We start from the raw sequence: 25,428 nt of genomic DNA on the forward strand, positions 1-25,428 counted from the left end.
GTTCACACTCGTTTATCACCCTAGTTGGTTATGATTTCTGGCCCCATGAAGGTGTTGGGCAGGAAGGTCGATATCCACGGGATATAGGTCACCATGATCAGGAAGACGAACAGCACAGCCAGGAACGGAAGCGCGGCCTTCACAACGCCCATCATCGGCATCCCGGCTACGCCCGAGGTCACGAACAGGTTCAGCCCGACCGGAGGTGTGATCATCCCGATCTCCATGTTGACGACCATGATAATTCCCAGATGGATCGGGTCGATGCCCAACTCGATCGCAATTGGGAACACCAGAGGCGCCACGATCACCAGCAGGCCCGAAGGCTCCATGAACTGACCACCGATCAGCAGGATCACGTTTACCACGATCAGGAAGGTCACCGGACCCAGCCCAGCCGACAGCATGGCGCTGGCGATATGTTGCGGCACCTGCTCATCCGTCAGCACGTGCTTGAGGATCAGCGCGTTGGCGATCACGAACAACAGCGTGACGGTCAGCTTGCCGGCCTCGAACAGCGTGTGCTTGGTATCGGGGTGGAAGAAAGCCGTGAGCAACGCATAGGGCTTTTTGAGCAGCGACAGGTTCTGCGTACCTTCCTCGGTGCTAAGCGGCCCCATATCCTTGTAGACAAAGCTCGCGATGAAGAAGGCATAGACAGCAGCCACCGCAGCGGCCTCGGTCGGGGTGAAGATGCCCCCATAAATACCGCCGAGGATGATCACGATCAGGAACAGGCCCCAACCGGCCTCGCGGGCGGAGACAAAGATCTCACCCCAACCCTTCCAATCGCCCTTGGGCAGGTTCTTGACCTTGGCCATGACGTAAATGGTGATCATCAGCATCAAACCAGCCATCAGGCCAGGGATGACCCCCGCAAGGAACATACGCCCGACCGAGACCTCAACGGCGGCCGCATAGACAACCATCACAATCGACGGCGGGATCAGGATACCCAGCGTACCGGCGTTACAGATCACACCAGCGGCGAATTCCTTGGAGTAGCCAACCTGGCGCATCCCTGCGATGACAATTGAGCCGATGGCCACAACAGTCGCAGGGGACGACCCTGAAAGCGCTGCGAACAACATACAAGCGAAGACGCCCGCAATCGCCAGACCGCCCGGAAGGTGTCCCACACAGGCAATCGAGAAACGGATGATCCGCCTCGCGACACCTCCGGTCGTCATGAAGGAAGACGCGAGGATGAAGAACGGGATTGCCAGCAGGGTAAAATGCCCCTCGAACGCCTCGAACAATGTGCCCGCAACCGATGCTAGTGAGCTGTCGGAATAGATCAGCAGGAACAGGGTCGAGCTGAGGCCAAGTGCCACCGCAATCGGAACCCCGATCAGTAGCAGGCCGATGACCATGGAAAATAGAAGTACAACGTCCATTAGTCATGCTCTCCTTGCTGCGCACGAACCTCTTCGATCTCATCCTCAACCTCGTGGCTCGCGACCAGACGGTCCGCCTCACCACGCCAGATCTGCACCGCGACCTGCGCAAAGCGGATCACCAGCAGCAACATCGACAGTGGCAGGATGAAATACGGAACAACCTTGGGCAGCTTCTCGTAATTTTCGCCGTAGTTGATCAAGTCCTCGAGAAAACGGAACGGCGCGATCATCGGGATATCGTCAACCTCGTAAAAGCTCTGACTGCGCGCGTCGAAGTTCAGACCCGTGGGAAACCAGCGTCCCGAGGTTGGCGGCAGATCCGCGAAGACAGCCCAATAGTCATATGACCCCTTCAGCAACAGCAGCGAAAACGCCAGACAACAGGCCACCGAGATCAGCGCCAGAATCCGACGCGGCGCAGGGGCCAGCATGTTCAGGATCGCATCAACGCCCAGATGAGCGTGTTTCTTGACGGCGTAGGACGCCCCCAAAAGCACCAGCCATCCAAATAGGAAGACCGTCAGCTCAAGCGCCCACAGGATATTCGAGTTGAAGAAGAACCGCGCGATCACGTTGGCAAAGGTCACGGCCGTCATCAGGCCAAGCAGCACCGCGATCAGGGTTTCTTCGATATGGTCGACCAGCCCAGCCGGGCCGGATTTCGCACCAGACATCTATCTGTCCCCACATTTTTTGTGATGATGAGAGTGTTGGGGCGGGCCTTTGTTTGGCCCGCCCGGCCTGCGCGCAAATTACTCCCCAGTCCCCAGCGCGCGGCCTGAACCGGGATCAGAACCCAGCGTTAATGGCCTGAGCGGCGTCGATCTTGTCCTGACCCACGTCATCCGCGAACTGGTCCCAAACCGGCTTCATTGTGTCGACCCAGGCCTGACGCTGCTCGGGCGTCAGCTGACGAATGATGCCACCCGCTTCGGTGATCGAGGCTTTGGCAGCTTCGTTCACGGCAAAGGCCTCTTTGTTACGGGTCTCGGTGACCTCAGCCAGAATGGTCAGGAATTGATCACGCACTTCGGGGTCGAGGCTGTCCAGCCAGTCCACCGAGGTCACGACCAGATAGTCGATGATGCCATGGTTGGTCTCGGTGATGCCGTCCTGCACCTCAAAGAACTTCTTGCCGTAGATGTTGGACCAGGTGTTCTCCTGCCCGTCGACAACACCCTGTTGCAGAGCGCCGTAGACTTCCGAGAACGCCATCTTTTGCGGGCTGCCACCGATAGCTTCCATCTGCGCAACCAGCACGTCCGAGGACTGAACGCGGAACTTTAGACCATCTGCATCAGCCGGAGTTTCCAGCGGCTTGTTCGCCGACATCTGCTTCATGCCATTGTGCCAGAACGCCAGCCCCTGCAGACCGCGGCGCTGCATGCTGTCCTTCATTGCCTGACCGGCATCCGAGGCCTGGAAGGCATCCACTGCGTCAATGTTCTTGAACATGAAAGGCAGGTCGAACAGGCGGAACTGCTTGGTGAACTTTTCGAATTTGGACAGCGACGGTGCGGCCAGCTGGACGTCGCCCTGAAGCATCGCCTCAAGAACCTTGTCATCATTGTAGAGCGTCGAGTTCGGATAGACCTCAACGCACATAACGCCCTGCATCTCGTCATTGACGCGCTGTTCCAGCAGCGAGGCAGCGATACCTTTGGGGTGCTTGTCTGTGTTCGTCACATGCGCGAACTTTACGACGATCTCACCATCGTCACACGCAGCCATGCCCGCCGTCGCCGTTACCGTCAAAGCCAGCGCTGTGGCTGCTGTTGTTAGGAATTTCATCTGTTTTCCTCCCAGACTTCCTCGAATTGTCTCATCGGCCCCATCTCGGCACCGTATGGACGGCAGTGAACAGACTGCTTCACGGTGAAACAACAATTTGTAACAGACTTTGGGATGTCAGGATTTATCTATTTAGAACAGCATATTAAAACCTAAATTTAAAACACGGAATTTGACCATGATCGCACATGTGCGAAATCCCGCACATCTCTCTACGACGCTGTGCGGAATCCCGCACAGTTTTTTGAATCACCCCCGAATCGCTCTGGCACCACCCGCAGTCCGCCATTGCGGACTGCTTGGCCCGACAGCTCTAACCGCATGCAAATGAGGGCAAAGCTGGTGGGAGGCCTACCTATCGACGGTAGTCTTCGGGCCGAATCTGATATCGTGCCAGTTTGTCGTAGAACGTCTTACGCGGCAGCTTCAGCGCCTTCGCCGCGTCTGAGGCCTTTCCGTTGTGCCGCCCCAACGCAGCGATCAGCAACGAACGTTCCACCCGTGCCATCTGCTCGTTCAAGCCCAGATCCGTCGCCTCTGCCACCTCTTCGGGCATCCCCAAAACAAAACGCATGGCCGACGACATCAAAGAGCGGGCATTACCCGGCCAATCGCTGGCCATCAATGCCGCAAGATGCTCAGGTGATACTTCCGGTTCAGCAATCCCCGCCTGCTCAGCAGCCTGAGCGACATAGTGACGAAAGAGCGTCGGAATATCCTCGGGGCGCTCCGCCAGAGACGGAATGCGCACGCGCATCACATCCAAACGGTAGTAGAGATCCGCGTTGAAACGGCCCTCGGCAGAGATCGCAGACAGGTCGGAGGTCGTGCCCGCAATAATCCGCGCGCCCGCACCGCGCTCGATCACATCCAACGCTTCATACTGAGTAGCCTGCGGCATCACCGATATCTCGTCCAGAAACAGGGATCCGCCCTTGGCATCTTCGCAGGCTTGGGCGAATTCCTGAACGCTCAATCCGGCCGCCGCGCGTTTGACGAACGGTCCCTGCCCAACGGGCGACATCAGATGCACAACCTCGGCGACTTTGGAAATCCCGCTGCCCGCCGGACCGGTGACCAGAACCTCGGCTCCAGTCGGAGCAACACTGCGCACCCGCTCACGCAAGGCCTCTGCCTGAGGGGACAGCCCGAACAAAAGTCGCGCCGCGGGGTCTCCGCGTTCCAGCTCTGATTTTAACGCGCGTTGTTGGATGATACGCGCGCGGGCGTCAAACGCCCGGTCGAGCACCGCCAGAAGGTCCGCCGCGGCACAGGGTTTCTCCAGAAAGTCGAAGGCCCCCTGCCCCATGGCCTGAACCGCCATCGGAATGTCACCCTCACCCGTCAGCAAAACCACCGGCAACTCCGGGTCGATTTCTTGCGCGTAGCTGAGCAGATGAAACCCATCACGCCCCGGCATCCGGATATCAGACAGGATCAACCCTGGAAAATCAGCCCGAATGTGGTCTTTGGCGGCCACAAAAGACCCCACCGCAATCGGCTGATACTCCGCCAGTTCGAGGGTCTGGGCCAATGCCTCACGCACAGCAGCGTCGTCATCCACCAACAAAACGACCCGAGTCATGCTGCCTGTTCCTTCTCACAAGGCTCCAGCTCGACCGTGAACTCTGCCCCTTCTTCCGTGTTGATCCCACGGATGTTGCCCCTGAAGCTCTGGACCAGACCGTAGGATATCGAAAGTCCAAGCCCCATCCCTTCGGAAGAGCCAACGGCCTTGGTCGAATAAAACGGCTCGAACAGCTTTTCCGTGTTCTCGATGCCCGGCCCGATATCCCGCACTGTGACCGAAAGCCTTTCGTCGCAATGAACCTCGATCTGAATGCGGCGGTCTTCCTGCTGGCTCATCGCGTCGGCCGCGTTGTTGATTAGGTTCACAAAAACCTGCACCAAACGGACCTCGCCGCCCCAAGCAAGGACAGGATGTTCGGGCGCGGTCCAATCCAGAGAGACATTTTCGGAACGCAGCCGAGCCTCGGTCAACTCGACAGCAGCGTTCAGAACCTGCACCAGATCCACGCGCCCCATCGGTTCGCTTTCATTGCGGGCAAATGCGCGTAAGTTCTTGATAATCCGCGCCATACGCGCCGCCATTTGGGAAATGCGGCCTAGATTTTCCGCGGCTTTCTCAGATTTCCCTCTCTCCATGAAGGCGGAGCCGTTTTCGGCAAACTGCTGGATCGCCATCAAAGGTTGGTTCAATTCATGGCTGATCCCAGCGGACATCTGTCCGAGTGCACTTAGCTTACCAGCTTGCACAAGATCGGCCTGCGCTCGCTTCAGGGCCGCTTCGGCCTCCTGCCGCTCCGTGATCTCGCGACGGAGCGCCACGTTTGCCTTCGTCAGATCCTGGGTGCGTTTTGCCACACGGGTTTCCAGGACGGCATTCGCCTCTGTCAGCGTGCGCCTCCGCTCGGTCGCCAGAAACAGCAACGCGCCGAAAGCCAAACAGAGGGCCGCGACTGTTGCGGCCTGCAAGCCCGCCAGTCGCCGGGCCGGAGCGACATCCATCAGGACCTCTCCGGTCATACCGATGACCGGCAATTCCTTTGCAAGATGCAAAGCCCGACGCGGCAGATATGGACTCCAATCCAGCGTCCAGAGTTCATACGGCCCCAGGCGCCGCGACTGGAAAGATACGGTCCGGGCATTCGGAGGAGTCAAACCGACCTCCTCACCCACGCGTTGCCACATCAACAATTCCAGCCGGTTCGAAATGAAGACCAGACCGGAGTGGTCAACAAAGAACACCGCTTCTGTGCTGCCTCGCCAAGTTTGTTCGATATCCTCAACGTCGGCAATCACGATCAAAGCCCCGATCACCGAACCACTCTCATCGAAATCGGGTGCAGCATAGGTGAATATGCGTCTACCAGCTGCTGGCAGGATACCATGTGCACTTCCTAGTGCCCCTTGCATGGCGCGTGTGAAGGCTGGATTGTCTTGGACTGAGACGGTGACGCCTTCGTGTGCAGACGCCAGAACTGTCCCTGACCGGTCGGCATAAGGAACATCGACCGCCGCCGTTTTATCCGCGACCTCCAACAGCAACGCCTGCGCGGTGGCGCGTCCGGATAGTGTATCCAGATCCTCAAGCACGGGGTGGCTCGCCATCAGCACCGCCAGTTCCTGATAGACCTGCAACTGCGTGGTCAACCGATCCGCAGCCAGATCCAGATCAGCCTCAGCCTTTTCGCTGAGTTGAAACACAGCCTGCCGGTAGCCATAGAACCATACAGCCGAAGACAAAACTCCGACCATCAGTAGAAATCCGGCTATGACCAAAATGCGTTGCATGTCCTACGGTCTTGCATTGGCGGCGCCTTATGGCAAGTCTACACAACCTCCAAAAGCTTCGTGCCAGACTGCATCCCGCTGCGAAGGCGATTCAAATCAACCTCCGGGCGGGCAAAAGATTCAAGAAAACCGCGCTACCGCACGATGCCTCCGGCGGGGATTTTTAGGGCCAGATGAAGCATGGGATCCTTTATTCATCTGGCTAAAAATACCTCGGGGGAGTCGCCCCTTCAGGGGCGGCGGGTGCAGCGCCCCCAATCTATTGCTAGCTCTCCACCAAAGCGTTGAGAGGCAGCATCGTGGTCGACTTGATCTCTTCCATCGACAAAAGGGCGGTCACGTTGTGAACACGCACCTCTGATATCAGTTGTTGGTAGAACTGATCATAGGCGCGGGCATTCTTGACCCTCACTTTCAGGATGTAGTCGATGTCCCCTGCCAGCCGATGGGCCTCTTGGACTTCGGGTTGATCCCGCAGCGCCTTCAGGAATTTGCGCTGCCATTCAGCCTCATGCTCAGAGGTCCGGATCAAAACGAAGAACGTGGCCTCGAAACCAAGCGCTTCAGCATCAAGCAAAACGGTCTGCTGACCGATGATGCCGGCCCCCTTCAACTTGCGGATTCGATTCCACACAGGCGTCTTGGAACTGCCGACCTGCGCCGCTATTTCGTCCAGAGATTGGCTGGCATCGCGCTGCAGCTCAGCCAGAATTTTCCGATCTGTGTCGTCTATTCGCACCGACATTCCAATTTTCCTTACGTTTCAAAACCAGCGTTCCAAATTTCAGAACCTGTAGAACGCATGTTCTTATTTAGCGCAGCATATGGCGCGATACCGGGAATATTTCCTATATATCAGGACAAGTCAAACCAACTGGAACAGAAGATGACGCAGTCGGAGTCACAAAAGAACCTTGGCCACGTCGATTTTGTCGGCGCAGGACCCGGTGATCCGGATTTGCTCACGCTCAAGGCCGTCAAAGCCTTTGAGCGGGCGGATGTCGTGCTGCATGATCGCCTAATCAGTGCAGAGGTTCTGAAACTGGCTGGTCAGTCTGCCGTTCTGGTCGATGTGGGCAAGGCCGGTTTCGGCCCTTCATGGAAACAGGAAGACATCGACGCGCTGCTGGTTTCTCACGCTCTTAAAGGCCAGCGTGTTGTGCGTTTGAAATCCGGCGACCCGACCGTCTTCGGACGTCTGGATGAAGAAATTGAGGCTGTCGCGGCCGCAGGTATCGCGTGGCAGATCGTTCCGGGTATCACTGCGGCCTCTGCCGCCGTGGCCGGGATCGGACAAAGCCTGACACGTCGTGGTCGCAACTCATCGGTTCGGTTTCTGACCGGCCACGATATGAAGGGGTTCGCGGATCACGACTGGGCGGCACTTGCGCGCGAAGGATCGATTGCGGCGGTCTATATGGGCAAGAAATCAGCGCGTTTCATTCAGGGGCGTCTGATCATGCACGGCGCTGACCGCCAAACGCCTGTGACACTGATCGAGAACGCCTCGCGCCCCGATCAACGCATTCTGGAAACCAATCTGGACCGTTTGCCCAAGGATCTGGCTGCTGCCGAGATGGACGGCCCAGCCCTCATGTTTTATGGCCTCGCTCCGCGCCAAGCGGCCCTGGCCCTGACCGAATTCAAAAAGGAGCATGCCTGATGGCCCGCGCTTTTACCCCCAAAGTCGTCACCGCCAACGATCTGCTCGAAGGTGACGTGATCTATCAGACCGAAGATGACCGCTGGTCACGTGAACTGTGCGAGGCCGAACTGATCACCGATGAGGCCCATGCGCAGGTCCGTTTACTCGACGCCGCGCGTCAGGCGAACAAGATCGTCGGCGCATATCTGGCCGATGCCGTTGCGGGTGAAAACGGCCCCGAACCCACCCATTTCCGAGAGGAGTTCCGCCGCACCGGACCCTCGAACTATGCCCATGGCAAGCAGGAAACACAGTCGCAGCCCCGGGCCTGACCTCCGGCCCCTTTCTCCCCATTAAGGCCCCAAGGTTTCGGGGCTGCATTTAAGGACAGCTACACATGTATCGCTACTCCGAGTTTGACACAGCATTCCTGGCCGAGCGCAACCGTCAGTTCCGCGCACAGGTCGAACGCCGCATCGACGGCTCGCTGACGGAAGATGAATTCAAACCCCTGCGCCTGATGAACGGCCTGTATCTGCAGCTGCACGCCTATATGCTGCGCGTTGCCATTCCCTATGGCACGCTCTCCAGCGCGCAGATGCGCCAACTAGCCCTGCTGGCTGAGAAGTGGGACAAAGGCTATGGCCATTTCACCACCCGTCAGAACATCCAGTACAACTGGCCGAAACTGAAAGACGTGCCGGATATGCTGGACGCGCTGGCCGAGGTTGGCATGCACGCCATTCAGACCTCGGGCAACACGATCCGCAACGTAACCGCCGACCATTTCGCCGGTGCCGTCGCGGATGAGGTCGCCGACCCGCGCCCATATGCCGAACTGCTGCGCCAGTGGTCGACTGACCACCCGGAATTCCAGTTCATGCCGCGTAAGTTCAAGATCGCCATCACGGGCTCGGAAAACGACCGCGCCGTGATCAAAGCGCACGATATCGGCCTTCAACTGGTTGAGCGTGACGGCGTTCTGGGCGCCCGCGTGATCGTAGGTGGCGGTCTGGGCCGTACACCCATGATCGGTAAGGAACTGTCTGAGTTCGTCGCCTTTGACGACCTGCTGGCCTATCTTGAGGCTACCGTTTCCGTCTGGAACCAGATCGGCCGCCGCGACAACAAGTACAAGGCGCGCATCAAGATCACCGTGCACGAGCATGGCATCGACGCCATCCGCGCCAAGGTCAACGAGCGCTTCCTGCAGGTACGCCCGCAGTTCAAAGGGGCTGACATGGCTCTGCTGGAAGAGATCAAAGGTCACTTTGCGGCTCCTGATTTCCGCGAAGCTTCGGTTGCGTCCTTTGAGTCGGCCTACACCAACGATCCGGTCTTCCGGTCGTGGATCGACACCAACATCGCGCCTCATAAAAACGCGGACCACGCGATCGTCACGATCTCGATCAAGAAGCACGGCAAAACGCCGGGCGATGCGACAGCCGAGCAGATGCGCGTCATGGCTGATCTGGCCGAAGAGTTCGCCTATGACGAGCTGCGCATTAGCCATGAGCAGAACGTGATCCTGCCGCATGTCCACAAATCGGACCTGCCCGCGATCCACGCCAAGCTGAAGGAATACGAGCTGGCCACCGCCAATATCGGCCTGATCAGCGACATCATCGCCTGCCCCGGCATGGATTACTGCGCGCTGGCCACAGCCCGCTCGATCCCGGTTGCGGAACAGATTGCGACCCGCTTTGACGAGTTGAAGCTGGAGCATGATATCGGCCACCTGAAGATCAAGATCTCGGGCTGCATCAACGCCTGTGGTCACCACCATGTCGGCCATATCGGCATTCTGGGTCTGGATCGCGCAGGCGTCGAAAACTACCAGATCACTCTGGGCGGCGACGGTACCGAGACCGCGGCTATTGGCGACCGCACCGGTCCGGGCTTTGCCTATGATGAGATCGTTCCGGCCGTCGAGCGCATTGTCGACACGTATTTGAACCAGCGGGAGAGCGCTGAAGAAACCTTCCTGGAAACCTACCGCCGCGTCGGTATGGCGCCCTTCAAGGCTGCACTCTACCCCGAGGCACAGGCCAATGCCGCTTGACCTGATCCAGACGGAACTAGGTAAAGACCGCGCTGAACTGACCGAAAAGGTCAACGCGCTGAACGCCCGGTTCCGCCACCATTCGGCGCATGATGTCATGCACGGAGCGAATGAGGAAATCGACGATCTGGCTCTGGTCTCAAGCTTTGGGGCCGAGTCGGTTGTTCTGTTGCACATGGCTGCCGTTGTCGACCAGATGACGCCGGTTCTGTTCGTTGACACCCAGATGTTGTTTGCGGAAACGCTTGAATATCAACAGGATGTCAGCGAGCGCCTTGGCCTGAAGAACGTCAAGATCATCCGCGCCGAGGATGAGGAGATCCAGCGTGAAGACCCCTATGGCGCGCTGCGTCTGCGGGATACGGATGCGTGCTGCAACCTGCGCAAGACCTTCCCGCTGCAACAGGCCCTTGCCGGCTATTGCGGCTGGATCACCGGTCGCAAGCGGTTTCAGGCGGGCACCCGCGCCGCGCTCGAGTTCTTTGAGGTCGAGGACGGCACCGGCCGGATCAAGGTCAACCCGCTGGCCCATTGGGCGCCCGAGGACGTGCGCGCCTATATGGATGAAAACAACCTGCCTCGCCATCCGCTGGTGGCCAAAGGCTATCCCTCGATCGGCTGTGCGCCCTGCACCTCGCCGGTCAAGGAAGGCGAAGACCCACGCGCCGGACGTTGGCGCGACCAGAACAAAGAAGAATGCGGCATCCATTTCGTCGATGGCAAAATGGTGCGCGCCGGAGAGAAAACATGAACGTAATTGTATCGGATGAGGGGTTCTCCCCCGATGACTGGACCGACGGCTTTGTCACGCTTGAGGACGCGGCCAATGATGTTGTGGCGCTTGATGTGGCCTCGGACACTGACCCGGATGAACTGATCGACCGTCTCGGCAACGCCCAGATGGTACGGGTGGATTTCCCGTCCTCGGCGGATGGTCGTGGTTTCACCATTGCCCGCGTGCTGCGCCTGAAAGGCTACACCGGCCGTTTGCGCGCCAAAGGGCACGTTCTGGCCGATCAATACGCCATGGCCCGTCGCAGCGGCTTTGACGAGGTCGAGATCGACGACGCTCTCGCCGCGCGTCAGCCCGAAGATCAGTGGTTGGCCCGCGCCAACTGGGAAGAAAACAACTATCAGGCCCGCCTGCGGGGCTGACCCCACATCGCCAGCTTGTGAAACTAAAGGGGCAATTCGCCCCTTTTCCTGACTTGGATCAAAGATTAAACGGAGATGTCGGTTTAGCAGACCGATAGCGAAACGATGACAGAGATGAAGCCCGTGAGTGAAGCAACCGCCGTAAAGGCCCCCGTTCTGCCGGACGCCCAGACCGTGACTGAGGTCAAACACTGGACCGGCAGCCTGTTCTCATTCCGGGTGTCGCGCCCTGCGACGCTGCGTTTCCGATCGGGTGAGTTCGTGATGATCGGCCTGATGGGCGATCCTGATCCCAAAACTGGTCGGCAGAAACCGCTGCTGCGCGCCTATTCGATTGCGTCTCCGTCCTGGGACGAAGAGCTGGAGTTCTACTCGATCAAGGTACAGGACGGCCCGCTGACCTCGAAGCTGCAGCACATCCAGCCTGGCGATCAGATCATCCTGCGACCCAAGCCCGTGGGCACACTGGTGCATGACGCCCTGCTTCCCGGCAAACGCCTGTGGTTCTTCGCCACTGGCACCGGCTTTGCCCCCTTTGCCTCGCTGCTGCGCGAGCCTCAAACTTATGAGGACTACGATGAGGTGATCATCACCCACACCTGCCGCGAAGTGGCCGAGCTGGAATATGGCCGCCAGTTGATCGAAAACATCCGTCAGGACGAAATGCTGGCCGAGCTGATGGGCGAAGGCTTTGCCGACAAGATCCGCTACTACCCAACAACGACCCGGGAAGAGAGCCCAAAGATGGGCCGCATCACAAACCTGCTGAAAGACGGCACCGTGTTTGCCGATCTGGGGATCGAAGGCGGTATCAAGCCGGAAACCGACCGTGCGATGGTCTGCGGTTCGCTGGCATTCAACCTGGACATCAAGGAAATCCTCGAGGAATTCGGCCTGCGCGAAGGTGCAAACTCGGAGCCCAAAGAGTTCGTAATCGAAAAAGCATTTGTAGGCTGATCAACCTGTTTGGCCGGGTCCATCGGGTCCCGGCCAGCTGTTTCCTGTGTTCAATCTTGGGAAATTCCAGTCTTTAAGCCTTTATGCTGCTTGAAACACTGCGCGCACCCGTCTAAATTCCCACCTCGAAATTCTGCAATCATCAAAGGAATGAACCCATAGCTCGCAGACCCCACAACGCGCCGCCGCAGAGAGACACTGGCCCGCGCGTCAATGAAAAGATACGTGCCCCCGAAATCCGCCTGATTGGTGCCGAAGGTGAAAATGTCGGGGTGGTTCATCCCGCCAAAGCCATGCAACTTGCCGCCGATGCCGGCCTTGACCTGGTCGAGATCTCGCCCAATGCGAACCCGCCGGTCTGCAAGATCATGGACTTTGGCAAGTTCAAGTACGAACAGCAGAAACGCGAAAGCGAAGCCCGCAAGAAACAAAAGATCATCGAGGTGAAAGAGGTCAAATTCCGGCCCAACACCGACACGCATGACTATGAAGTCAAAATGAAGAACGTCTATAAGTTTCTGGAAAAGGGCGACAAGGTCAAAGTCACCCTGCGCTTCCGCGGCCGTGAGATGGCGCACCAGAACCTGGGTCGCGAATTGCTGGAGCGCGTCGCCGAAGATATCAAGGAACTGGGCAAAGTTGAGAATATGCCCAAGATGGAAGGCCGTCAGATGATCATGATGATCGGCCCGCTGCCGCAGAAATAACTCGGTCCATCACCGCAAATGCCCAAGCCCCTTCGATCTCCGAAGGGGCTTTTTTCATCCTGGCTTCCGGCTGCGCATCCAATGGGCCGCATCCCGCACGTCGAATACCAACGAGATGACATCGACAATCAGCAGCAGCCACAGGAATCGAATGTAGGTCGGGTTGAGCGTTTCTGCTGCGCTCAGAAGCCCCACCACCACAATCACCAGCGGAACCCAGCACAAGATATGCGGCAGCGCCATCGCCTCGCTCATCCCACGCGCGGCAATCATGATCGGCAGGTTCAACGCCATTCCCGTGATCGCAAGAGCGGCAATCAAAACCCCCTGCGGCTGGTCCAGAAAGAACAGCGGCATCAGGTTGACCGGAACCAAAATCACGGCCACCCAGATTTGCACCCAAAGGGGTAACCTTCGGAAACTCAGCCAAATATCCTGCACCATGGTCGCGACCTTTTTTCAGTTCGCGCCAAAATTAGCGAAATTGCTTGGGGCGAAAAGAGCTGTCACGGGATTGTCAGATCACGGCGGCCATCGCCTGTCCAAGCTTGGCGACAAGCTCGTCTATCTGCTCCTCTTCGATGATGAAGGGCGGAGCCAGAAGGATATGATCCCCGGCCTTGCCGTCGCGCGTTCCCGACATCGGATAGCAGATCAACCCCTCAGCCATTGCAGCCTTTTTGATCTTTGCAGCCACACCCAGCGCTGGATCGAACGGAGTTTTGCTTTCGCGATCCGCGACCAGCTCAATCCCACGAAACAGGCCTCGGCCCCGGATATCTCCCACATTGGCGTGCTGACCAAAAGCCGCTTCCAGCGCGGATTGAAGTTTGTCCCCCATTGCACCGGCCCGGGCGGGCAGGTCTCGGTTGGTCAACTCACGAACCACCGCCAAGGCCGCTGCCGTTGCCACCGGATGGCCAATATAGGTATGACCATGCTGGAAAAAGCCCGTGCCCTGCTGGATCGCATCATAGATTTTGTCCGTGCAGAGCATTGCTCCAATAGGTTGATACCCGGCCCCCAACCCTTTGGCGATGCACAGAATATCCGGTGCGACGCCATCGTGATCGCAAGCAAACAGATGCCCGGTTCGGCCCATCCCGCACATCACTTCATCGAGGATCAGCAGAACCCCGTATTGGTCACAAATCTCGCGAGTACGCTTGAAATACCCCTCGACCGCCGGAACAGCACCGAGTGTCGCCCCGACTACTGGTTCCGCCATGAACGCCATGACGGATTCCGGACCGAGGCGCAGGATCTCCTGCTCCAACTCATTCGCGACGCGCTGACCGTAGTCAAAGCTGCTCTCACCCTCGGGCTTTTCCGCGTATTCATAACACGCAGAGATATGGGTCATCTCGATCAGCATAGGCGCGAATTGCGCCCGTCGCCATGCATTGCCGCCAGCAGACAACGCACCCAGTGTATTGCCGTGATAGCTTTGGCGACGCGCGATCACATGGCGACGTTCAGGCTGACCGACCTCAAGGTAATACTGGCGCGCCAGCTTGATTGCCGCCTCAGTCGCTTCCGAGCCGCCTGATACGAAATACACCCGCTCCAGATCGCCCGGAGCATGCTGGATCAACAGATCGGCCAGCTCTTCCGCCGGTTCCGAGGTCATGAAACCGCTATGGGCAAAGGCGATCTGTTCAACCTGCTGCTGAACAGCCTCGATCACCGCGCGGTTGGAATGTCCCAGACAAGACACGGCCGCATCGCCACAATCCAGATAGCGTTTGCCATCGGCATCAATCAAGTAACACCCGTCGCCGCCTGCGGCGATAGGCAACTCGGCTTTGGTATGGCGCGGAAACACATGGCTCATTCTTGTTCTCCTTTGATCAACGACACGAGTGCTGCAACCGACGCTGCATTGTTCGGCCAGGTTTGACCCGAGGAATCCGTCAGGCTGTTCTCAAACCCGACACGCACATCCCCGCCCTGCCGCGCGGCCTTTAGCAGACACGCGTGTTCCTTTGCTCCAAACGCGCAGAGCATCCACGGACCACCCTCCTGCGGAAACTGATCCAGATCGTCAGGCGCAGATTCCTGCCCCGTTGCATACCGGCCCAAAACAAACAGGCGATCCACCTGCCCGGCCCTCACAACGCCTTCAACCTGTAGTCGCGCCAACAAAGCCGCGTCCTCAGCATCATAGAGGATATGTTGAACGCGCGTCCCCTGTTCATGGCACAGGCCGTAGACCCGATCCGCCATCTCCGCGACTTCGCGCACAGAGATCGAGGCCCAAGTGGGGCGCACTTGCCGCAAGCACTCGAATTGAGCCTCTACGTCATAGACCCCTGCCGCTTCAGTCGTGATCTGCACCTCCAGACCCGGCAACTGCTGGCGCAACTCGCCCAGGGCTTCGCGATACAAACCCGCATCCAAAGAGTGTCGCCCCTCGGCGTTCCGAACATGCAGATGCAGCCCGTCCGCTCCGGCTGCGTGGCAGTCATGCGCGGTTTGAAGGGTTTCCCGCAAGCTCACCGGTAGCAGAGGATGATCCGCATGCCCGCGCCGCGCCCCATTGGGAGCAACAAGGACATATGGTTTTGGGGCGGTGGACGTCATTAAACTCTCCGTTCTGTGTGGGTTCGATCTACGCTCATCTAGATCGTTTTCAATTGGCTTTTCTAAAAACATATGTTTTCTTTTATCCCATGACCGATGCGCTCAGACCTCTGATCTCTGCCCTCCGGCAAACAATCGACCAAATGCCGCCGCAACTACAGGCGGCAGCCAAATATGTGATAGACCATCCGGGCGACTTTGGCCTCGACCCGATCCGCACGACCGCGACAAAGATCGGTGTCAGCTCAAACGTTCTTGTCCGCCTCGCCCAACGGATGGGCTTTGATAGCTACAACGGCTTTCGCAAACCCTTTCGACATGCCCTGGTTACAGATGGCGAGACCCGCTTGGATCGGGATTGGTTGAGCGAGGAGCGAACAGACCCTTCGTTCGACCCCGCTCAGGCTGAGTTTGCGCGCAATGAAATGAACGTCGTGGCAAGATCCCTAAGTTTGATGGCTCCGGAGAAAACAAGCGCCGTGATCCAGTTTATCTTAAACGCTAACCGCTGCTTCATAACAGCAACGCGTGCAAGTTATGCGCTCGCTCACTACTTCCACTATGCAGGCCGCATGGCCCATCCGGGTTTGCAACTGATCCCGCGTCACATGGGGTCCGCAACCGACGATCTGCTGGATGCGGGGCCGAATGATTGTCTGCTGGCCATAACCGTTCGACCCTATTCGTCCGAGACGATCCGAACCATGCGCTTCGCGGCGGACCGAGGTTTGAAGATCATCCTGATCTCGGACAGCGACATGATCGCACCCGGTATACGCCCAGACCTGAGCTTGCAGATCAGCACGCGGTCGATGCACCACTTCTCTAGCTTCTCCGGAGCGATGGCCGTTCTGGAATGCCTGCTCAGCCACCTATTCGCAGCCGGCGGAGAAAACGCCCTGCGCCGCGTGGAAGCCTATGAGAAAACGCGCGAAGACACCGGCGCCTATTGGCAACCTGCAAAGCTACCGAAGGTTAGAAAACCATAGCAAAAGCCCCGGGGTTTTGCCCGGGGCTTTTGGGTTTGTTGTTTCTGTGTTTACGCGCAGTCTTGGACGGCGCGTTTTGTCATGACGCTGACGAGATGCGCGCGGTAGGTTTTGCTGCCATGCAGGTCGGCGATCATGTTCATCGGGTTGACACTCAGCCCCATCAACGCCTCGGCGTTGAAAGATTTGTTTAAGGCCTCTTCGGCCTCTGCCCACCGGAACACACCGTCTTCGCTGGCGCCGGTCACGGCGACACGGACACCATCTGCAAAGCGCGCCACGTAGACACCGACCAGGGCAAACCGGGACGCGGGCTGTAGGAACTTCTGATAGCTCGCCGCCTGCGGCACCGGGAAGCGGACCGAGGTGATGATCTCACCCTCATCCAGCGCGGTGGCAAACATGCCCTGAAAGAAGTCATCCGCCGCGATCTGCCGCGCGTTGGTCACGATGGTTGCGCCCGAGCCCAGCACACCCGCCGGATAACAGGCCGCCGGATCATTGTTGGCCACCGACCCGCCGATGGTGCCGCGGTTGCGCACCGCCGGATCACCGATCTGACCCGCCAAGGCCGCCAGCGCCGGATACGACCCCGCCGCCTCACGCGCCACCGTGGCATGGGGCGTCGCCCCGCCAATGACGACCGAGCCGTCATCCTCGACGCAGACACCCTGCATCTCGGCAATCCCACCCATGCTGACCAGCACCGAAGGGGCCGCCAAACGCTGCTTCAGCGTCGGGATCAGCGTCTGACCCCCGCCCAATGGCTGCGCATCCTCGGCCCCCAACGCAGCAACCGCGTCGGCAATGCTCGAGGGCTTCTCAAACTCGAAACTGTACATTCCGCTTTTCCTTTCCGAAGAGCGCAAATCCGCTCTTCATCTGGCTAAAAATACCTCGGGGGTCCGGGGGCTGGCCCCCGGTCCGCCCTCTCAACTCAGCTGTTCATCGCCGCCCAAACGCGCGACGGGCTTACTGGCATGTCGATGTGATCCACCGCCTTGCCGCCCGAGTTCATCGCATCCAGAACCGCATTGACCACAGCCGGCGGAGAGCCGATCGCCCCGGCCTCACCACAGCCCTTCACACCCAGCGGGTTATGCGTACAGGGCGTCTGGCTGGAATGATCCACGCCGTAGAAGGGCACATCATCGGCGCGCGGCATGGCGTAATCCATGAAGGACGCGCTCAACAACTGGCCATTCTCATCATAGGCGCAGTTCTCCAGCAGAGCCTGGCCGATGCCCTGACCAATGCCGCCATGCACCTGACCATCCACGATCATCGGGTTGACGATGTTGCCAAAGTCATCCGCCGCGGTGAAGGCCTCGATGCTGACTTGACCGGTCTCGGGGTCCAGCTCGACCTCGCAGGCATAAGCGCCCGAGGGGAAGGTGAAGTTGGCCGGGTCGTAGAACGCGGTCTCCTCCAGCCCCGGCTCAACCTCCAGCGGGAAGTTATGCGGCACATAGGCCGTCAGGGTCACATCGCCCCAGGCCACCGACTTGTCGGTGCCTGCCACGCTGAACTGACCGTCCTTCAGCTCGATATCGGTCTCGGAGGCCTCCAGCAGGTGGGCTGCGATCTTCTTGGCCTTGTCGATCACCTTCTCGGTGGCCTTCACCATGGCTGAGCCACAGACCGCCAGCGAGCGCGAGCCATAGGTGCCCATGCCGAACGGAATCTTCGAGGTGTCGCCATGCACAATCTCGACCATCGACTCGTCGATGCCGATCATGTCGGCCACAACCTGCGGGAAGGCGGTCTCATGCCCCTGCCCGTGGCTATGCGCACCCACCATGACGCTGATCGAACCGGTGGCATTCACCCGCACGGTCGCCGCGTCATAAAGACCCGCCCGGGCCCCCAGCATGCCAACGATGTTCGAGGGCGCAATGCCGCACGCCTCGATATAGCAGTTGATGCCCAGACCGCGCAGTTTGCCCTTGGCCTCGCTGGCCGCACGGCGGGCCGCAAAGCCTGCCAGATCAGCCGCAGCCTCAAGCTTGTCCATGGTCCCGTTGTAATCCCCGGTGTCATAGGTCAGCGCGACCGGCGTGTCATAGGGGAACTGGGTGATGAAGTTCTGACGGCGCAGGGCAATCGGATCGACCCCCAGCTCGCGCGCGGCCTTGTCCACCACGCGTTCCAACTGGAACGTCGCCTCGGGCCGGCCCGCGCCGCGATAGGCATCCACCGGCACTGTGTTGGTGAACATCGCCTTCACATTCACCTGAATGACCGGCGTCTTGTAATTGCCTGCCATCAGCGTGCCGTGTAGCCATGTGGGCACGGAACTGGAGAAGGTCGACAGATACGCCCCAAGGTTCGCGTAGGTGTTGGTCCGCAACCCGATGAAGTTATTGTCTGCATCCAGCGCCAGTTCGATTTTGCTGACATGATCCCGGCCATGGGCGTCCGACATGAACGCCTCGGACCGGCTGGAAGTCCACTTCACCGGGCGGTTGCAGGCCTTGGCGGCGAAGGTACAGAACGCCTCTTCCGCATAGTGGAAGATCTTGGTGCCAAAGCCACCGCCCACATCCGGGGCCACCACGCGGACCTTATGCTCGGGCAGGCCCAGCACAAAGGCGCACATCAGCAGGCGGATCACATGCGGGTTCTGCGAGGTGGTATAGAGCGTGTACTCATCCGTGCCCCGCTTATACTCACCCACCGCCACGCGTGGTTCCATCGGGTTGGCGACCAGGCGGTTGTTGACCAGATCCAGCGTGGTCACATGGGCCGCATTGGCGAAGACCTCATTGACCTTTGCATCGTCAGTCTCGCCCAGTTGCCAGTCATAGCAGATGTTGTTCTTCAGATCGTCATGGACCAGCGTCGCGCCCTCTTGCGCTGCGGCCTTCATGTCGATCACGGCGGGCAGTTCCTCGATCTCGAGGTCAATCGCCTCGGCCGCGTCACGCGCCTGCTCCAGGCTGTCGGCCACAACGGCGGCGATGGGATCGCCCACATGGCGCACCTTGCCCTGGGCCAGAATGGGATGCGCAGGCTCCTGCATGGGCGCGCCGTGCTTGTCCGTCACCTCCCAGCCGCAGGGCATGCCGCCCACGCCTTCGAAATCCTTGCCGGTGAACACCTTGACCACGCCCGGCATGGCCTCGGCCGCCGAGGTATCAAGGCTGGTGATCCGGCCATGCGCGATATCCGAGCGCAGGAAATGAACATAGGCCTGTCCGGCCACGTTGATGTCGTCGGTGTAATTGCCTGCTCCGGTCAGAAAGCGCACGTCCTCGCGCCGCTTGGAACTGGCTCCGATGCCACTGTCTTTGGGCATTGCTTGTTCTCCTCCCTCGGGCCGCTTATTCGGCGGCGATGCTGCTGACGTCCTGGCCCGAAGCGGCCATGATCGCCTTGACGATGTTGTGATAGCCCGTGCAGCGGCACAGGTTGCCTTCCAGATACTTGCGGATCTCGGCCTCGGACGGGCGCGGATTGTCCTTCAGAAGCGCCGCCGCGCTCATCACCATGCCTGGCGTGCAGAAGCCGCATTGCAGCCCGTGGTGATCCTGAAACGCCTGCTGGATCGTATTGAGCGTCCCATCCTCGGAGGCCTGACCCTCGATCGTGCCGACCTCGGCCCCGTCGGCCTCAACCGCCAGCATGTTGCACGACTTCACGGCCTCGCCGTTCACATGCACCACACAGGCCCCGCATTGCGCCGTATCACAGCCAACATGCGTCCCCGTCAAAGACAAATGATCCCGCAAAAAACCAGACAATAACGTCCGACCCTCAACATCACCGCTCACAGACAGACCATTCACAGTCAGCGATATATTTGGCATAAGACCTCCCCTTCTTTAGCTCATTCGCTTGGGGCGAGTTAAACACGGGAGGTCTGGCTTGAGAACAGGAATTCGTCGCTTTTTGACACCAGAGGGGCGCAAAAGGCCTATGCCATAAATTCACAGGCGCCGCCAGTGGGCGTCCGACCTACTTCTTCCGTTGCGCGCGGGGTTGCGGCCGGGTCGGGATTTCCTTGAGCAGACCGCCCACGCCCATCGCCGCTATATCGGCACCCGTGGTCTCGACCCCACAGGCGACCCGGGACAAAACCCAATCGGCCCCGTTCAAAGCCGGAGAGCGCGCACATCCCGGCAGGCCGATCACAGGGCGTGTGTTCAACGCCCCGAGAAACAGCAAATTGCCGGGGTCTACCGGCATGCCGAACCGGTCTACGTTTCCGCCGGCGGCGCGCACAGCAGACGGGGCCACGTCGTCCACATCCGACGTCGCCGAGGCCGTCAGGATCATCAGCACATCGCCTTCGGCACGATCAATAGCCGAGGCAAGTTGATCAATTTTGTGCGGCACAATCTGCACGTCGCATAAATCCATTCCCAGAGCTTCGACACGCCCGCGCATGGCAGCGATGCCCTTCTCATTGGGCGGCCCTCCGGCGATGTCCGTCACAATCAAACCCGCGCTGCGATAGACCGGCGCGACAAGGCGGACCGAGGCCTGCGCCAAGGCGGCCGCGCGTTCAACATCGGCTTTGGGAACGGCGTAGGAGATCACCTTGATTGTCGCGACCATGCCGCCCGCGGTCATCTGCTGATGCTGCGGTACAGTTGCGACGGTGATCATCGGATTGACGCGGTTGAACTGCTCGAGCGCGGCCACATCCAGCACCACCACGCCCGGCCCCTCAGCCAGAAGGTTCACACGGCCGGTAAACGCCTCGGTCAGGCGCAAGTTGGCGTCGGAGGGGTCAGGGACCAGAGCGCGGGCGAGCATCTCGGCGGCCTCGTCCTCATGACAGTCGCCGGGTTCCAGACGGGCGACGATAACCTCATCAAACCCAGCGCTGGACAATTGCGAGACATGCTCGGCGGTCAGCATAAGCCCCTTGCGCAGCTTTTGGTCCGAGACTTTGACGGAATGCGCAAGAATGGCTCCGGCAGCTTCGGTCACGGGCACAGGGCCGAATTTCATGCCTTACCTCGCAGAACCGCCGTCATCTGGGCAAGGATGGCCACGGCAATCTCTGATGGACCTGCGGCACCGATATCAAGGCCAATCGGCCCATGAATGCGCGCGATCTGAGCTTGGGTGAACCCCGCCTCGGTCATCCGCTCAACCCTTTTGGCATGGGTGCGGGTCGACCCAAGGGCGCCAATGTAGAACACATCCGCATCCAACGCGGCCTGCAAGGCCGGATCATCCAGCTTTGGATCGTGGGTCAACAGGACAATGGCCGTGCGCTGATCCAGACCCAGCTTAGCAACTGCCTCATCCGGCCAATCGGTCAACAGGGTCTCTCCGGGAAAGCGGCTGTCTGAGGCAAATGCCTCACGCGGGTCGATGATGGCCGGGTCGTAGCCCGCAATCCGCGCCATCGGCACCAAGGCCTGCGCGATGTGAACCGCGCCGACGATGATCAACCGCAAAGGCGGGTTGTGAACGGCGACGAAGGTCTTGCCGTCTTCCTCGAACCCAGACCGATCCATACGCAACCGATCCGCATAAGCATTGCGGCGCAAAGCCCTGTGACCACTGTCTGTATTCACTTCATAAGCCAGCGGTTCTCGGCGCGCACGGGCGGCGACCAACTCGGCCAGCATCGGCTCAGGCAGGACAGAACCGACCGGCTCGACCAAGACCCGGATGGTGCCGCCGCAGGCCAGACCGACGGCAAAAGCGTCTTCGTCGCTGACACCGAATTCAAGCAGGCGCGCCTCACCCTCATCAATCGCTTCAATGGCTTCGACGATCACCGCGCCTTCGACGCAACCGCCCGAGACCGACCCTTCGATCCGCCCGTCCCCGCCGATCACCAGCTGCGACCCCACACGCCGAGGAGCGCTGCCCCAGGTTTCGACAACAGTGGCCAGCGCGGCACCGCGACCGCTGCGGTGCCATTCCAAAGCGCGTTCCGGGCTGCTGTCGAATCGATCCATCGAATCCTCCTAGCTTGTTGCAAACCAACATAGGCAGCCTTGGACCAATGAAAAGCGAACGTTAGTCGGAGACGGCAGTCAATTCGCGTTTATGTGGGCAGTAAAAGGCCGATTTGATATTCACATTCTCAAAGGATTGATTGCGAATAGCCCACGTCTTAAGTTGAAGCTGTGCCTAAATTTGGATTGGGCGCTCTCAATAAATTTCTCAACGGAGACGAAGAGTTGAAACGCATTCTTACACTGGGAACGGCGCTCGGCCTGTTGGCCTCGACCGCTGCATGGGCTGATACATTCGAACGCTATGGTGAGGTCGAAGGCTGGAAAGTCTTCATAGACAATGAAAAGAAATCTTGCCTGATTGAGGCCGTGGATGACGCGGAAAACGTTGTTCAGATGGGCCTGACCGAGGATCGCGGTGTGGGTTACGTTGGCGTTTTCACCAAGGCGGAAACCAATATCAAACGCGGCGAGAAAGAAGCCGTGGCAATCCTGCTGGGTGATAACCTTTATGTGGGTGAGGCCACTGGCATGAAGGGCAATATCACCAAGGGTTATTCCGGCGGTTATGTCCTTTCCGACGACCCACAATTTGCGGATGATCTGGCCAAGAAACAGGTCATGATCGTCTTCCCCGAAAAGGAATTTGCGTTCACCGTCGATCTGACTGGCACTTACAAAGCCATGGAAATGGCGCGTGAGTGCAACGAAAAACAGCTAGGTTAAGTCTTAGCCGGGAAGCGCGGACATGAGCCGCGCTTTCTCTCCGACATCGTCCTGGGTTGAGATGACCGTGGCGAGGTCTTCGAGCGATGCGATCGAATGACCCGCACGGAAGCTGTCGACATGGGGCAGCATGGCGGCCACGCCTTGTGCTTTGGGGGCGAACCCATCCCAGCGCAGCAGAGGGTTCAGCCAGATCAGACGCCGGGCCGAAAGATCCTGACTTCCGACCTTTTTGTTGATCTGACTGGGTTTTTGGTTTGTTTTCAGGTGTGGTTGCTCAGAGGCGCGTTGTAGTGCCCCATTATTATAAAAAGTATTGACATGGGCCTTCAGATGGCTAACCTCTTCGCCCATGTTCATCCGCACCAAACATGACGCAAAGCTCAACCGCACACGGATCCAGATCGTTGAATCCGTCCGCACCGGCTCCAAGGTACGCCAGAAGATCCTGCGCCATGTGGGTGTGGCCCATAACGACAGCGAGATTGAGGATATCAAGCGTCTGGCGGGCCGCTTGATGGAGCAATTACGCATTGATCGCTCGCCGCAAATGGAACTGTTCACGCCCACGGAATATGCCGATCTGCAGGCGCTGGTGCGCCGCGCTCCGCGGCCGGACAAGCTTGGCGTTGATCTTGCCGAGTGCCGTGAGGAGGCGCGGGTCTCTCTGGGTCTGCGGGATGTCATGGGGACGATGTATGACCAACTGGGTTGGGGGGCCCTTCTGGGGGCGGCGCGTAAAAGTGCCAATCGCATTGTGAAAGAGCTGGTTATGGCGCGGATCGCACAGCCCGAGAGCAAGCGCGCGACCGTGGAGGCGTTGGAGAACCAGGCAGGCATCACGCTCAATCTGGACGTGGTCTATCGGAGCATGGATTACATCAATACGCCGGTGATAGACGGGATTTGCAAAACCTCTCACGCGGCGGCAGAGAAGTTGCTGGGCGGGCCAGTGACCGTGCTGTTCTACGATTGCACGACCCTGGCCTTTGACACCGAGCGCGAGGACCCGGCCGAGGATGCGGACGGGGTCGAGCAGGATCATCTTCTGGCCAAGGGCTTCAGCAAGGATGGCAAGCATCACCGCGCTCAGGTCATGCTGGCGCTGATCGTCACCTCCGATGGGCTGCCTGTGGGCTATGAACTCTTCCCGGGAAACACCTGGGAAGGTCATACGCTGGAAGCTGCGCTGAAGGCGTTGGAGGGACGCTTCGACGTGGCCAGGGTCACGTTCGTGGCCGATGCCGCCATGCTCAGCAAGGACAACCAGCAGATGTTGCAGAACAAGGGTCTGCCCTACATCCTCGGCTATCGCATGAAGTCCGCCCCGGCCGCCGTGAAGGCGAACATTTTGAGCCCGGAGGGACGCCAGCCTTGGGCTGGACACGGTTCTGAAGAGGCAACCGAGAAGGGCTGGTACAAGGTGATCGACCAGGAGGGAGCGCGGGTCATTGTGACCTGGTCACCCACCCGGGCACGCAATGATGCCCACAAGCGCGACAAGGCAATCGAAAAGCTGCACAAGAAGCTCAAGCGCTCTCGCAAACCCGGCAGCTTCAGCAGCCGGGGATATGGCCGCTTCCTGGCCTTCCCCGACAGCGGGGACGTCACGCTGGATGATGCAAAGATCAAGGCAGCGGCACAATGGGACGGGCTGCATGCCATTGTTGTTCATGGTGCGGACGAACTGGAGGCACAGGACGTCATTGCCCGCTATCACCAGTTGTGGGAGATCGAAGCCTGCTTCCGCACCAACAAGCACGATCTGAAAATCCGGCCCATCTATCACTGGTCGCCGCGTCGGGTCCGGGCCCATATCGCCATCTGCTACATGGCCTTCTGCTGCCTGCAGCACCTGCGCAAGCATCTGGACCTGCTCGGACACCCGATGAGCCCGGCTCGTATCCGCAACGAGTTGAACGCATTGCAGCTCTCGATCCTGCGCCACAAAGGCACCCCTGACCGCTACGGCATGCCAAGCCATGCCACGGTCGATGCCAGACGCATCCTCACCTGCGTCGGCCTGACCTGGAACGAAGCCCCTTTCAAGATACCCCCCGGGCGCACCCGAAAAACTGGCCAGACCAAAGCCTGAGCTCCCTCAACACTCCGAAACAATCGCTGGCGAAAAAAGTCCGTGTAGTGCCTTTTGGCAACCAAGGCATAATAATATC

At 59.2% G+C, this 25,428-nt stretch carries 25 protein-coding genes; 10 read left to right on the forward strand and 15 right to left on the reverse strand.

Annotated features, from left to right (window positions below):
* Window positions 1–20: 20 nt before the first annotated feature.
* The 6 genes from ACOERD_RS15955 to ACOERD_RS15980 form a co-directional block, all read right to left on the reverse strand.
* Window positions 21–1,397, reverse strand: coding sequence for a TRAP transporter large permease (locus ACOERD_RS15955; protein WP_170549035.1), 1,377 nt, complete (start codon window positions 1,395–1,397; stop codon window positions 21–23).
* Window positions 1,397–2,074: a TRAP transporter small permease gene (locus ACOERD_RS15960; protein ID WP_419739686.1), complete on the reverse strand. Its 678-nt coding sequence runs from the start codon at window positions 2,072–2,074 to the stop codon at window positions 1,397–1,399. The genes ACOERD_RS15955 and ACOERD_RS15960 overlap by 1 nt, the downstream gene beginning before the upstream one ends.
* A 115-nt stretch (window positions 2,075–2,189) precedes the next feature.
* Window positions 2,190–3,191, reverse strand: coding sequence for a DctP family TRAP transporter solute-binding subunit (locus tag ACOERD_RS15965; protein ID WP_170458080.1), 1,002 nt, complete (start codon window positions 3,189–3,191; stop codon window positions 2,190–2,192).
* Window positions 3,192–3,546: 355 nt separating this feature from the next.
* Window positions 3,547–4,776 (reverse strand): sigma-54-dependent transcriptional regulator, encoded by a 1,230-nt coding sequence (locus tag ACOERD_RS15970; RefSeq protein ID WP_419739687.1) that lies wholly within the window; start codon window positions 4,774–4,776, stop codon window positions 3,547–3,549.
* The gene (locus ACOERD_RS15975) at window positions 4,773–6,506 is read right to left on the reverse strand and encodes a sensor histidine kinase (RefSeq protein WP_419739688.1); all 1,734 of its coding nucleotides are present in this window, start codon (window positions 6,504–6,506) and stop codon (window positions 4,773–4,775) included. The genes ACOERD_RS15970 and ACOERD_RS15975 overlap by 4 nt, the downstream gene beginning before the upstream one ends.
* Window positions 6,507–6,771: 265 nt before the next feature.
* Window positions 6,772–7,251 carry an Lrp/AsnC family transcriptional regulator gene (locus ACOERD_RS15980; protein WP_170373577.1) on the reverse strand — a complete coding sequence of 160 codons (480 nt, stop codon included), beginning with the start codon at window positions 7,249–7,251 and terminating at the stop codon, window positions 6,772–6,774.
* A 141-nt stretch (window positions 7,252–7,392) separates the two neighbouring features.
* On the opposite strand from ACOERD_RS15980, the gene cobA reads away from it, so the two are divergent.
* From cobA to infC, 7 genes are all read left to right on the forward strand, one after another.
* Window positions 7,393–8,169: a uroporphyrinogen-III C-methyltransferase gene (cobA, locus tag ACOERD_RS15985; RefSeq protein WP_419739689.1), complete on the forward strand. Its 777-nt coding sequence runs from the start codon at window positions 7,393–7,395 to the stop codon at window positions 8,167–8,169.
* Complete coding sequence (locus ACOERD_RS15990; RefSeq protein ID WP_419739690.1) at window positions 8,169–8,483, forward strand: DUF2849 domain-containing protein; 315 nt, start codon at window positions 8,169–8,171, stop codon at window positions 8,481–8,483. Before cobA ends, ACOERD_RS15990 begins: the two co-directional genes overlap by 1 nt.
* Before the next feature lie 65 nt (window positions 8,484–8,548).
* Window positions 8,549–10,213, forward strand: a complete 1,665-nt coding sequence (locus ACOERD_RS15995; RefSeq protein ID WP_419739691.1) for a nitrite/sulfite reductase — start codon at window positions 8,549–8,551, stop codon at window positions 10,211–10,213.
* Window positions 10,203–10,964, forward strand: coding sequence for a phosphoadenylyl-sulfate reductase (locus tag ACOERD_RS16000; RefSeq protein ID WP_419739692.1), 762 nt, complete (start codon window positions 10,203–10,205; stop codon window positions 10,962–10,964). Before ACOERD_RS15995 ends, ACOERD_RS16000 begins: the two co-directional genes overlap by 11 nt.
* A complete protein-coding gene (locus tag ACOERD_RS16005) occupies window positions 10,961–11,368 on the forward strand; it encodes a DUF934 domain-containing protein (RefSeq protein WP_419739693.1) in 408 nt (135 codons plus the stop codon). Before ACOERD_RS16000 ends, ACOERD_RS16005 begins: the two co-directional genes overlap by 4 nt.
* Window positions 11,369–11,473: 105 nt before the next feature.
* The gene (locus tag ACOERD_RS16010; protein ID WP_419739694.1) at window positions 11,474–12,325 is read left to right on the forward strand and encodes a ferredoxin--NADP reductase; all 852 of its coding nucleotides are present in this window, start codon (window positions 11,474–11,476) and stop codon (window positions 12,323–12,325) included.
* Between the two features lie 158 nt (window positions 12,326–12,483).
* A complete protein-coding gene (gene infC, locus ACOERD_RS16015; protein WP_170374292.1) occupies window positions 12,484–13,032 on the forward strand; it encodes a translation initiation factor IF-3 in 549 nt (182 codons plus the stop codon).
* A gap of 54 nt (window positions 13,033–13,086) precedes the next feature.
* On the opposite strand, the gene ACOERD_RS16020 is transcribed toward infC, so the two are convergent.
* The 3 genes from ACOERD_RS16020 to ACOERD_RS16030 form a co-directional block, all read right to left on the reverse strand.
* On the reverse strand, window positions 13,087–13,476 hold the full coding sequence (locus ACOERD_RS16020) for a hypothetical protein (RefSeq protein ID WP_170549060.1): 390 nt from the start codon (window positions 13,474–13,476) through the stop codon (window positions 13,087–13,089).
* Between the two features lie 73 nt (window positions 13,477–13,549).
* A complete protein-coding gene (locus ACOERD_RS16025; RefSeq protein ID WP_419739695.1) occupies window positions 13,550–14,866 on the reverse strand; it encodes an aspartate aminotransferase family protein in 1,317 nt (438 codons plus the stop codon).
* Window positions 14,863–15,687, reverse strand: coding sequence for a 3-keto-5-aminohexanoate cleavage protein (locus ACOERD_RS16030; protein WP_419739696.1), 825 nt, complete (start codon window positions 15,685–15,687; stop codon window positions 14,863–14,865). The genes ACOERD_RS16025 and ACOERD_RS16030 overlap by 4 nt, the downstream gene beginning before the upstream one ends.
* On the opposite strand from ACOERD_RS16030, the gene ACOERD_RS16035 reads away from it, so the two are divergent.
* Window positions 15,591–16,604, forward strand: a complete 1,014-nt coding sequence (locus tag ACOERD_RS16035; RefSeq protein WP_419739697.1) for a MurR/RpiR family transcriptional regulator — start codon at window positions 15,591–15,593, stop codon at window positions 16,602–16,604. The genes ACOERD_RS16030 and ACOERD_RS16035 overlap by 97 nt on opposite strands.
* A 50-nt stretch (window positions 16,605–16,654) precedes the next feature.
* Here ACOERD_RS16035 and ACOERD_RS16040 read toward each other — a convergent pair whose 3' ends face one another.
* The 5 genes from ACOERD_RS16040 to ACOERD_RS16060 form a co-directional block, all read right to left on the reverse strand.
* Complete coding sequence (locus tag ACOERD_RS16040; protein WP_170668513.1) at window positions 16,655–17,446, reverse strand: FAD binding domain-containing protein; 792 nt, start codon at window positions 17,444–17,446, stop codon at window positions 16,655–16,657.
* Between the two features lie 95 nt (window positions 17,447–17,541).
* Window positions 17,542–19,902, reverse strand: coding sequence for a xanthine dehydrogenase family protein molybdopterin-binding subunit (locus ACOERD_RS16045; RefSeq protein ID WP_419738802.1), 2,361 nt, complete (start codon window positions 19,900–19,902; stop codon window positions 17,542–17,544).
* A gap of 25 nt (window positions 19,903–19,927) precedes the next feature.
* On the reverse strand, window positions 19,928–20,413 hold the full coding sequence (locus tag ACOERD_RS16050; protein WP_419739698.1) for a (2Fe-2S)-binding protein: 486 nt from the start codon (window positions 20,411–20,413) through the stop codon (window positions 19,928–19,930).
* 148 nt (window positions 20,414–20,561) lie between these two features.
* Window positions 20,562–21,563 carry a molybdopterin-binding protein gene (locus ACOERD_RS16055; protein ID WP_419739699.1) on the reverse strand — a complete coding sequence of 334 codons (1,002 nt, stop codon included), beginning with the start codon at window positions 21,561–21,563 and terminating at the stop codon, window positions 20,562–20,564.
* Window positions 21,560–22,528, reverse strand: a complete 969-nt coding sequence (locus ACOERD_RS16060; protein WP_419739700.1) for an XdhC family protein — start codon at window positions 22,526–22,528, stop codon at window positions 21,560–21,562. Before ACOERD_RS16060 ends, ACOERD_RS16055 begins: the two co-directional genes overlap by 4 nt.
* A gap of 225 nt (window positions 22,529–22,753) precedes the next feature.
* Here ACOERD_RS16060 and ACOERD_RS16065 point away from each other — a divergent pair, with 225 nt between their 5' ends.
* Window positions 22,754–23,254, forward strand: a complete 501-nt coding sequence (locus ACOERD_RS16065) for a hypothetical protein (protein WP_170376825.1) — start codon at window positions 22,754–22,756, stop codon at window positions 23,252–23,254.
* Window positions 23,255–23,257: 3 nt separating this feature from the next.
* Here the strand turns inward: ACOERD_RS16065 and ACOERD_RS16070 are convergent, their stop codons facing one another.
* Complete coding sequence (locus ACOERD_RS16070; protein ID WP_419739701.1) at window positions 23,258–23,614, reverse strand: VWA domain-containing protein; 357 nt, start codon at window positions 23,612–23,614, stop codon at window positions 23,258–23,260.
* Here ACOERD_RS16070 and ACOERD_RS16075 point away from each other — a divergent pair.
* Window positions 23,607–25,349 carry an IS1634 family transposase gene (locus tag ACOERD_RS16075; protein WP_419737624.1) on the forward strand — a complete coding sequence of 581 codons (1,743 nt, stop codon included), beginning with the start codon at window positions 23,607–23,609 and terminating at the stop codon, window positions 25,347–25,349. The genes ACOERD_RS16070 and ACOERD_RS16075 overlap by 8 nt on opposite strands.
* The last annotated feature ends 79 nt before the right edge of the window (window positions 25,350–25,428 follow it).

Source organism: Ruegeria sp. (assembly GCF_965199275.1).
Classification (GTDB): Bacteria; Pseudomonadota; Alphaproteobacteria; order Rhodobacterales; family Rhodobacteraceae; genus Ruegeria.

Coding starts and splice junctions, on each gene's coding strand:
- ACOERD_RS15955 (WP_170549035.1), bottom strand. CDS start 1,397: ATGGACGTTGTACTTCTATTTTCCATGGTCATCGGCCTGCTACTGATC.
- ACOERD_RS15960 (WP_419739686.1), bottom strand. CDS start 2,074: ATGTCTGGTGCGAAATCCGGCCCGGCTGGGCTGGTCGACCATATCGAA.
- ACOERD_RS15965 (WP_170458080.1), bottom strand. CDS start 3,191: ATGAAATTCCTAACAACAGCAGCCACAGCGCTGGCTTTGACGGTAACG.
- ACOERD_RS15970 (WP_419739687.1), bottom strand. CDS start 4,776: ATGACTCGGGTCGTTTTGTTGGTGGATGACGACGCTGCTGTGCGTGAG.
- ACOERD_RS15975 (WP_419739688.1), bottom strand. CDS start 6,506: ATGCAACGCATTTTGGTCATAGCCGGATTTCTACTGATGGTCGGAGTT.
- ACOERD_RS15980 (WP_170373577.1), bottom strand. CDS start 7,251: ATGTCGGTGCGAATAGACGACACAGATCGGAAAATTCTGGCTGAGCTG.
- cobA (WP_419739689.1), top strand. CDS start 7,393: ATGACGCAGTCGGAGTCACAAAAGAACCTTGGCCACGTCGATTTTGTC.
- ACOERD_RS15990 (WP_419739690.1), top strand. CDS start 8,169: ATGGCCCGCGCTTTTACCCCCAAAGTCGTCACCGCCAACGATCTGCTC.
- ACOERD_RS15995 (WP_419739691.1), top strand. CDS start 8,549: ATGTATCGCTACTCCGAGTTTGACACAGCATTCCTGGCCGAGCGCAAC.
- ACOERD_RS16000 (WP_419739692.1), top strand. CDS start 10,203: ATGCCGCTTGACCTGATCCAGACGGAACTAGGTAAAGACCGCGCTGAA.
- ACOERD_RS16005 (WP_419739693.1), top strand. CDS start 10,961: ATGAACGTAATTGTATCGGATGAGGGGTTCTCCCCCGATGACTGGACC.
- ACOERD_RS16010 (WP_419739694.1), top strand. CDS start 11,474: ATGACAGAGATGAAGCCCGTGAGTGAAGCAACCGCCGTAAAGGCCCCC.
- ACOERD_RS16020 (WP_170549060.1), bottom strand. CDS start 13,476: ATGGTGCAGGATATTTGGCTGAGTTTCCGAAGGTTACCCCTTTGGGTG.
- ACOERD_RS16025 (WP_419739695.1), bottom strand. CDS start 14,866: ATGAGCCATGTGTTTCCGCGCCATACCAAAGCCGAGTTGCCTATCGCC.
- ACOERD_RS16035 (WP_419739697.1), top strand. CDS start 15,591: ATGGTTTTGGGGCGGTGGACGTCATTAAACTCTCCGTTCTGTGTGGGT.
- ACOERD_RS16030 (WP_419739696.1), bottom strand. CDS start 15,687: ATGTTTTTAGAAAAGCCAATTGAAAACGATCTAGATGAGCGTAGATCG.
- ACOERD_RS16040 (WP_170668513.1), bottom strand. CDS start 17,446: ATGTACAGTTTCGAGTTTGAGAAGCCCTCGAGCATTGCCGACGCGGTT.
- ACOERD_RS16045 (WP_419738802.1), bottom strand. CDS start 19,902: ATGCCCAAAGACAGTGGCATCGGAGCCAGTTCCAAGCGGCGCGAGGAC.
- ACOERD_RS16050 (WP_419739698.1), bottom strand. CDS start 20,413: ATGCCAAATATATCGCTGACTGTGAATGGTCTGTCTGTGAGCGGTGAT.
- ACOERD_RS16055 (WP_419739699.1), bottom strand. CDS start 21,563: ATGAAATTCGGCCCTGTGCCCGTGACCGAAGCTGCCGGAGCCATTCTT.
- ACOERD_RS16060 (WP_419739700.1), bottom strand. CDS start 22,528: ATGGATCGATTCGACAGCAGCCCGGAACGCGCTTTGGAATGGCACCGC.
- ACOERD_RS16075 (WP_419737624.1), top strand. CDS start 23,607: ATGTTCATCCGCACCAAACATGACGCAAAGCTCAACCGCACACGGATC.
- ACOERD_RS16070 (WP_419739701.1), bottom strand. CDS start 23,614: ATGAACATGGGCGAAGAGGTTAGCCATCTGAAGGCCCATGTCAATACT.